The sequence below is a fragment of the Mucilaginibacter sp. P5_A4 genome (genome assembly GCF_056400605.1).
The window spans coordinates 22557-29469 of sequence record NZ_JBFUKX010000059.1; the positions used below are offsets into that span (position 1 = coordinate 22557).

Below are 6913 nucleotides of genomic sequence, written 5' to 3' on the forward strand. Positions count from 1 at the left end.
AAATCACGCTATAATGTTTATCTTCATAGCTGTTATGAAACGTTGCCTTATCATCATGATCATTTTTTGCAGCTTGCTTAACCAGGTTTGGGGGCAATCGCCATCAGCTGCTATTGACAGCCTTATTAAGTACCGGATTATAACGGCCAAACAGCGCCCGGTGATGAAAAAAGAACTCAGCAGATATAAGGGCTACGCTTCTTCCCGTGTTATCATTCTTTCAGGGTTGCAAAGTGTCATGCTGCAAAAAATATTCCATGTAAACCCGCATAGAACCGGCATTTTCGTTTCTTATAGTGATAGCAATCTCAATAAAAAAAGTCAGGACAGCGTAAACACGTCCCTCCGCCTCTTGTTGGAGAAAATTAATAAAGCGGGTTTGTTGACCAGTAGGGTTTATACCTACACGCTAAAAGGTATAGACAGCAACCGTTATGTGGCTGAGGTGCAAATGACCGGCAGTTTGGCAGAAATGAGCTCACGCCTGGAATGGCTGGCGCCAAACAGACTGCTACCGGTTGCAGAACAGCTACATAACAGTGGAATCGTTAGCGATTCGTCTTTTCTGCGGTTACAGGACGATATCAGGAACGGTATTATAGAATCGGTATTTCAATTAAACGACTATTGCAAACTGGGCCGGACCTTTGACCTTAAAAAATATCCTGCCAACCCACACCTCTGGCTGGTGCAGCTCCATCGCGACATAGCCTCAATTATACCAGAGCTTAATTTTACCAATTTCAGTTACATAACCACCCATGATTCATCTTCATCTACCGAAGGCTTCCCAGAAACTAAATTCAAGGTGAGTTTAACCTGCAACGGGCGTATTTACAAATATACAAGTGCAACGTTCGATTACGGAAGCAAGCAACGTGAAGTGCCACCAACCGATATTTTTGCCAAATTTTTTTTTCGCATTTTCAATAAGGTTTTGACTGATCAACAATCGCCGCTGCGGCTGCACGAAGTGATGTTTAGCCGGGGCAGCTCCGCAGGTTTACAATACCTGCCCATTATAGCGTTACGCGCAGATCAGGTCGAAATATTTATGAAAGAGCCGTGTATGACATACATGTTTGTGAGCATGGATAGCTACGATAATACACTTACATCTGGCAAAATTGATAGCACGATAACTGAATGGAAAAAGATTGGTCTTTTTGCCCACCTTTCGGAAGCGGAAATAGAAAAAGCGATTGATGATGCCAGAGCAGACAACTGGTATTCGATGAATAAATTACTATCCGATTTTCCGCATGTGGTTTATCCTCTGCATACGGCGTCGATGGACCCGCATACTCCTTACACCAGCATTTTAAATCACTTTGCCGAGATTACCCATGGCGCATTTAATCCAACAAGGATTTCCGAACAAAAAGTAACCGGCGGTTATAAATTACAATATGTATTTAAGGGTAAAACTCATTCTTATACATTTCTTACCGCATACGGCTGGATGGACACCAGGTTTACATCATTTATGAAACGCCTGGCGCGCGATAATAATTTACCAGGCAATTTTTATCAGCTTAAATATGAAGACATCGTCATTTACCTGACGGATCAGCAGCACATATATGCAGTAAAAAATGGATTACTGAACTTTGATGCAACAACGCACTAAAGCCATACCCGTTAAGTCACAAAGCTACAACCATTTGCTAAACCAATCCACCGTCATTTTAAAATGCTCTGGTGTCGAGGTATGGAAAAGCTTTGGTGTTACATCACGGCTAATTTTGTCTGTCGCGTTTTGGGATGTATAGGCTTGCATGGCAGATGCATAGGCAATGTTTGCGCCGGGCAAAGGACAGTTCGGATCATTTTCGGTACCAACAATCAATAGTGCCCGCGGGGCCATCAGCCGAAGCATGGATGGGCAGTCAAATTCGCCGGTAATACCGGGTAGTAATTTGTCCCATACTGCTTTTACGTTGCGTTTATTCAAAACAGTGTCGCCAAGTTCTCTGGCAGCCTGTAAATGTGCCGACTGAATAGTGCCCACCCGGGCCTGCCATTTATCATTATCTAACGACCATTTGAAACTCTGTACCGAAATATCCAGCACAATCACCTTTATCCGCTTATCTGCCGATGCGGCAAGCCATGTTTCGATACCACCCATTGATATACCGCCCATGCCAATACGCTTTCCATCTACATCCGGCCTACTCACCAGGTAATCTGTTACCCGCCACAAATCAAAAGCGGTATCAAACAAAAACGGATGGGTTTGGTGGGCTTTGTCCTTATTTTCCCATGCCGCGGTGGCCGCTGCCACATACTCTGTTGAACCATGTGCGCCTCCGGCAATACGTTCGCCATGAAACCGGGCGTCAATTGCCACGCCCATGATCCCACGTTTAGCTAGCTGGTACAATATTTTTTTGTTATCCTCTTTCCGGCCGCCCGTTCCATGTAAAAAAATAACCGCCGGGTATGGCCTGGTTCCGGTAACAGGTTTGTAAATAAGCATAGGCACCTGTTCGTTTTCTTCGCTGTAAATAAAACCATGCTCTACAATAACCGAATCTGTTTTTGTTACCTCAAAAGAGGGATTTAGCGGAACACGCGGTCTATCCAGCAGCTTTTTAAAATAGGCAGCCACATTGCCTGCAGGAGGATAATTTATTTGCTGCGCAAATGAAACCAGCGAGCACAACGATAATACCATCGCGGCGCAAAGAACCTTGATCTTAAACAACATATGGAAACGGATTTATGGGTACAATATATAAAACATAGCGCTTAGTTATTGTAACAATCTAAATAGGTGGATATTGTGGATTTTTATCCTACAGCCGGAATATCAAATCTATGGTCCTTGGTACGTCAGGAAATAAATTATTACTTTCGAAATGATTATATAATCAAATCCAGCCAATTGTAGCGCAAAACCTCTAACATAATTTTGAGACTATTCAAATGTGTTCGGCCCGCGGTTTGTATTTTCAGCCAGGCGTAGGCCGAACAATGTATTAATTTATAGACAGCTCACTTGCTAATATTACAACACCTTATACACTTGCCCGGTTTGACTGCCCAGCACGCTTTTAATATAGGCCTGCGTTACCCGGTGCATGCTAACCGGGATATGCCCATGAAAATATGGGAAATAGGCCGGCGATTCCTCTACCACATCAGGCGCTACAGCGTTTATGCGTATGCCGTTACCAAGCTCAACTGCTGCGCCGCGCACAAAGCCATTAATGGCTCCGTTCATCGCGCTTAAATTAGCTCCCAACACAATCGGGTCCTCGGCCAATGAACCTGAGGTTAAAGTGAAAGATCCTTTTGAATTGATGTAGTGCTGGCCTATGAGTACCAGGTTAACCTGCCCCATCAATTTACTGTTAACACCTATCCTAAAATCTGCATCCTTCATACTGCCCAGCGGCCCGAAATGACCATCGCCGCTTGCGCAAACCAGGGCATCAAATTTACCGGCTTGCTTGTAAAAGTTTTCAATCGATTCGGGCGAAGAGATATCCACCTGCAGGTCGCCGCTTTTTGACCCTGCCTTTATTACTTCATAATCTTTTTGTAATGCTTCGGTAACGTGTTTTCCAATTGTGCCGGTGGCACCAACAATAATTATTTTCATAATAGTTTTTTTTCACAATATTAACCTAATACTTTACTTTTGTCAAGTAATGGCATAATTGTCAAGTATTGACAGTTTGGTCACTAATGTTAGATACCAGCATGTTAGCAGAAGAAATAAATAAAAAATATATTGATCCGGTTTGTGATTGCCCCATAACGGCTGCTATTGGCATTGTTGGCGGCAAGTGGAAACCAGTTATTATCTGGATTTTGATAACCGGCCCGAAACGGTTTGGCGAACTTCATAAAACAATCCCTGGCATTGCGCTGAAAGTGTTATCGAGGCATTTAAAAGAACTGGAAGCCGATGGCATTATAACCCGGAAAGTATATGCGCAGGTCCCGCCAAAGGTTGAGTACACGCTTACAGAAAAAGGGCAGTCGCTTAATGATGTTATGCAGCTGCTGGCCGATTGGGGCAGGAAAAATATTGTGGTGGCCGTTTGAGCATCTTGGTATGCATTAGTTGTTGGAACCCTTCTTCAGCTCGATTGGCCTGAGCCCGATTGCTCTGGCTTCGAACAACTGGGTGGTTTTGGACTACCTCAAATAATAAATCTGAGGACGAAAGTTGAGCCATACAGACAAGTAAATTGAGCCGTGAAAGACATCGGCCAGTTAATATAAAGCTGATCTTTGTGTTACATAAAATATCAGCTATGAAAAATATAACAAAAATAAACCTCGGCAAAAATGGCCCACTCGTTTCTAAACTTGGCTTAGGCTGCATGCGCATGTCGTCGGTTTGGGGAGGCCCGGTTAATGACGAAGGTGAAAGCATTGCAACCATTCAGTCGGCATTAGATAGCGGTATTAATTTCCTGAACACCGGCGATTTTTACGGCAGCGGCCATAACGAGTTGCTGGTGGGCAAAGCCATCAAAGGCCGAAGAGATGACGCGTTCATCAGTGTAAAATTTGGAGCTATCTTTTACAACCGCCAATGGATCGGGTTGGATCTGCGTCCCATTGCTATCAAAAACTTTATCAACTATTCGCTGGTGCGTTTGGGTATAGATACTATCGACCTTTATCAGCCCTGCAGGCTTGATAACAGCGTTCCGGTAGAAGATGTGATAGGCACCGTAGCCGACATGATTAAAGAAGGAAAGGTGCGTTACCTCGGCGTTTCTGAAATAACTGCCGAACAACTGCGCAAGGCCAATAGCGTGCACCCCGTAACGGCATTGGAAATAGGCTATTCATTGGCCGATCGACAGATAGAAGCCGACCTGCTGCCTGCCGCGAAAGAACTGGGCATTGGCGTAGTAGCCTTTGCCAATACTGCTGAAGGCTTGCTTACCGGCGAAATGAAAGCGCCCCTTGCAGCCGATGCTTACCACAACCACTTCTCACGTTTCCAGGGCGACAACCTGGTGAAAAACCTGGAAAAAGTTGAGGTATTGAAGGCAATGGTAAAGGAAAAAGGGGCCACTCCTACCCAATTGGCAATAGCCTGGGTGAACGCACAGGGCAATCATATTATGCCATTGGTAAGCATGAGCCGCAGGTCGCGCCTGCCTGAGAACATACAGGCCATGAACATTGAATTTACTCCCGGCGAGATGAATACACTTAACACGCAATTTTCGCCCGGCGCTATACTTGGCGGTACATACCTGCAACGATAACGGGTGGGGCTGTGCATAAGCCCCACCTATTTTATATCTTTACATAGTGACAAATCCAACCGAAATAATACCAGGCGTCATCTTTTATTCCTACCTCTCTACCAGGCAAAAGCATAGAGTGGGCTTTATGTCGCACAATAGCCTGGTATTACAGGTTTCCGGGCAGTTTACCTTGGAAACTGCCGGCCAGAAAATTTCGATGAAACGGGGCGAAATGCTGCTGATAGGCAAAAATCAGCTGGGGCAAATCACCAAGACCCCGCTGCCCGATGAGGATTATGAAACCATTGTGATTTCGCTGCAGGAAGACCTGCTCAGAAAGATAGCGCTTGACGAGCAAATAGATATACAGCATAAATACACCGGCCCGCCCAACATTCTTATCCCCGCAAACGATTTTCTGCAAGGCTATTTTCAATCGATAATACCCTATGTACGGAATTCAGCAGAAAAACTGACGGCAGACATGGGCATTTTGAAAGTAAATGAGGGCGTGAAATTACTGCTGCATATCATGCCAGAGCTCAGGAACTTTCTATTCGACTTTTCGGAGCCTCATAAAATCGACCTGGAAAAATTCATGCTCAGCAATTTTCATTTCAATCTCCCCGTTGAAAAATTTGCGCAACTCACCGGGAGAAGCCTCGCTGGGTTTAAGCGCGACTTCCAAAAAACATTCGGCATGGCGCCCCGGCACTGGCTGCAGGAAAAAAGACTGACCGAAGCCCGCCATCTTATAGAAACAAAAAACAAGCGGCCATCTGCTATCTACCTCGACCTGGGCTTTGAAAGCCTCTCCCACTTCTCCCATTCGTTTAAGAAAAAATTCGGCAAGGCACCCACCGGGTAGTTGATGTTTTCAAGCCGGGCGTTTATTTTTAATATAATTGTAGCATTTAGCTACGTAGCTACGTTATATAACAAATAGTGATTATTTAATATAATACGCCTAATTTATAAACCAACAAACTAAACTTATCATGAAGTTAATTTACTACTGTACATGTATCATAACTTGCCTGGCCATAATGAGTTGTCATAAAGATAAAAACACCGAAGATAATACCGTTAAGCAATTAACCGCAGCCGATGCAGGCAGCACAGCGTCGGCTGCCATGGGCCAAACCATTTCTTTAACCTTGGGTAATCCCGGCGATGGCGGCTACCAGTTTAACAACCCTCAGTACAAAACTTCGGTATTAACATTACAGAGCCATACGCACCAAAATGGCACAAATAATATTGGCGATTTTGGTAAGGATACCTGGAATTTTACCGCAAAAGGAAGCGGCACAACAACGCTTGAAGTTACAGCCAGCCGCGGCAGTACCGAAACGATATCAATGTTCTCTAACCAGATCATCGTAAAATAAAAAATCATATACTAAGATCTGTCTAAAAATAAAGACAGTCATTGCTTCGTACCTACCCATAATGTGTTTGCAAAAAGCCTTTTGTCATGCTGAACGGAGTGCACTGTTGTCCGGTAAAAGAATAATTTTCAGAGAAAAAGCAAGGGGTAAGCCGAAAGCCTACCCCTTTGTGTTGATATTTGAGTTACCACACTTAAACATTCAACATGGGCAAAAGTACTTTTTTTACCGGACAGCCGGTGCTGAACCAGTTATTAAGTTTAATAGACCGTAATGGTGTTCGATCGGTAGCAAGGC

Annotated in this window: 7 protein-coding genes; 5 read left to right on the plus strand and 2 right to left on the minus strand. The window is 44.2% G+C overall.

All coding sequences use genetic code 11. The features are described from left to right. Positions 1–55 precede the first annotated feature (55 nt). The gene (locus AC1DQW_RS24500) at positions 56–1630 is read left to right on the plus strand and encodes a hypothetical protein (RefSeq protein WP_477456452.1); all 1575 of its coding nucleotides are present in this window, start codon (positions 56–58) and stop codon (positions 1628–1630) included. A gap of 24 nt (positions 1631–1654) precedes the next feature. Here the strand turns inward: AC1DQW_RS24500 and AC1DQW_RS24505 are convergent, their stop codons facing one another. Together AC1DQW_RS24505 and AC1DQW_RS24510 are read right to left on the minus strand one after the other, a co-directional pair. Next, entirely contained in the window at positions 1655–2713 is a 1059-nt protein-coding gene (locus AC1DQW_RS24505) for an acetylxylan esterase (protein ID WP_477456453.1), read from the minus strand. Between the two features lie 300 nt (positions 2714–3013). Beyond that, positions 3014–3610 carry a short chain dehydrogenase gene (locus AC1DQW_RS24510; protein ID WP_477456454.1) on the minus strand — a complete coding sequence of 199 codons (597 nt, stop codon included), beginning with the start codon at positions 3608–3610 and terminating at the stop codon, positions 3014–3016. Between the two features lie 101 nt (positions 3611–3711). Here AC1DQW_RS24510 and AC1DQW_RS24515 point away from each other — a divergent pair, with 101 nt between their 5' ends. The 4 genes from AC1DQW_RS24515 to AC1DQW_RS24530 all read left to right on the plus strand — a co-directional run bounded on the left by AC1DQW_RS24515 (position 3712) and on the right by AC1DQW_RS24530 (position 6616). Continuing rightward, entirely contained in the window at positions 3712–4059 is a 348-nt protein-coding gene (locus tag AC1DQW_RS24515; RefSeq protein ID WP_477456455.1) for a winged helix-turn-helix transcriptional regulator, read from the plus strand. 212 nt (positions 4060–4271) lie between these two features. Further along, positions 4272–5243, plus strand: coding sequence for an aldo/keto reductase (locus tag AC1DQW_RS24520; RefSeq protein WP_477456456.1), 972 nt, complete (start codon positions 4272–4274; stop codon positions 5241–5243). A gap of 46 nt (positions 5244–5289) precedes the next feature. Continuing rightward, the gene (locus AC1DQW_RS24525; protein WP_477456457.1) at positions 5290–6093 is read left to right on the plus strand and encodes a helix-turn-helix domain-containing protein; all 804 of its coding nucleotides are present in this window, start codon (positions 5290–5292) and stop codon (positions 6091–6093) included. 178 nt (positions 6094–6271) lie between these two features. Further along, entirely contained in the window at positions 6272–6616 is a 345-nt protein-coding gene (locus AC1DQW_RS24530) for a protease inhibitor I42 family protein (RefSeq protein ID WP_477456458.1), read from the plus strand. Positions 6617–6913 lie beyond the last annotated feature (297 nt).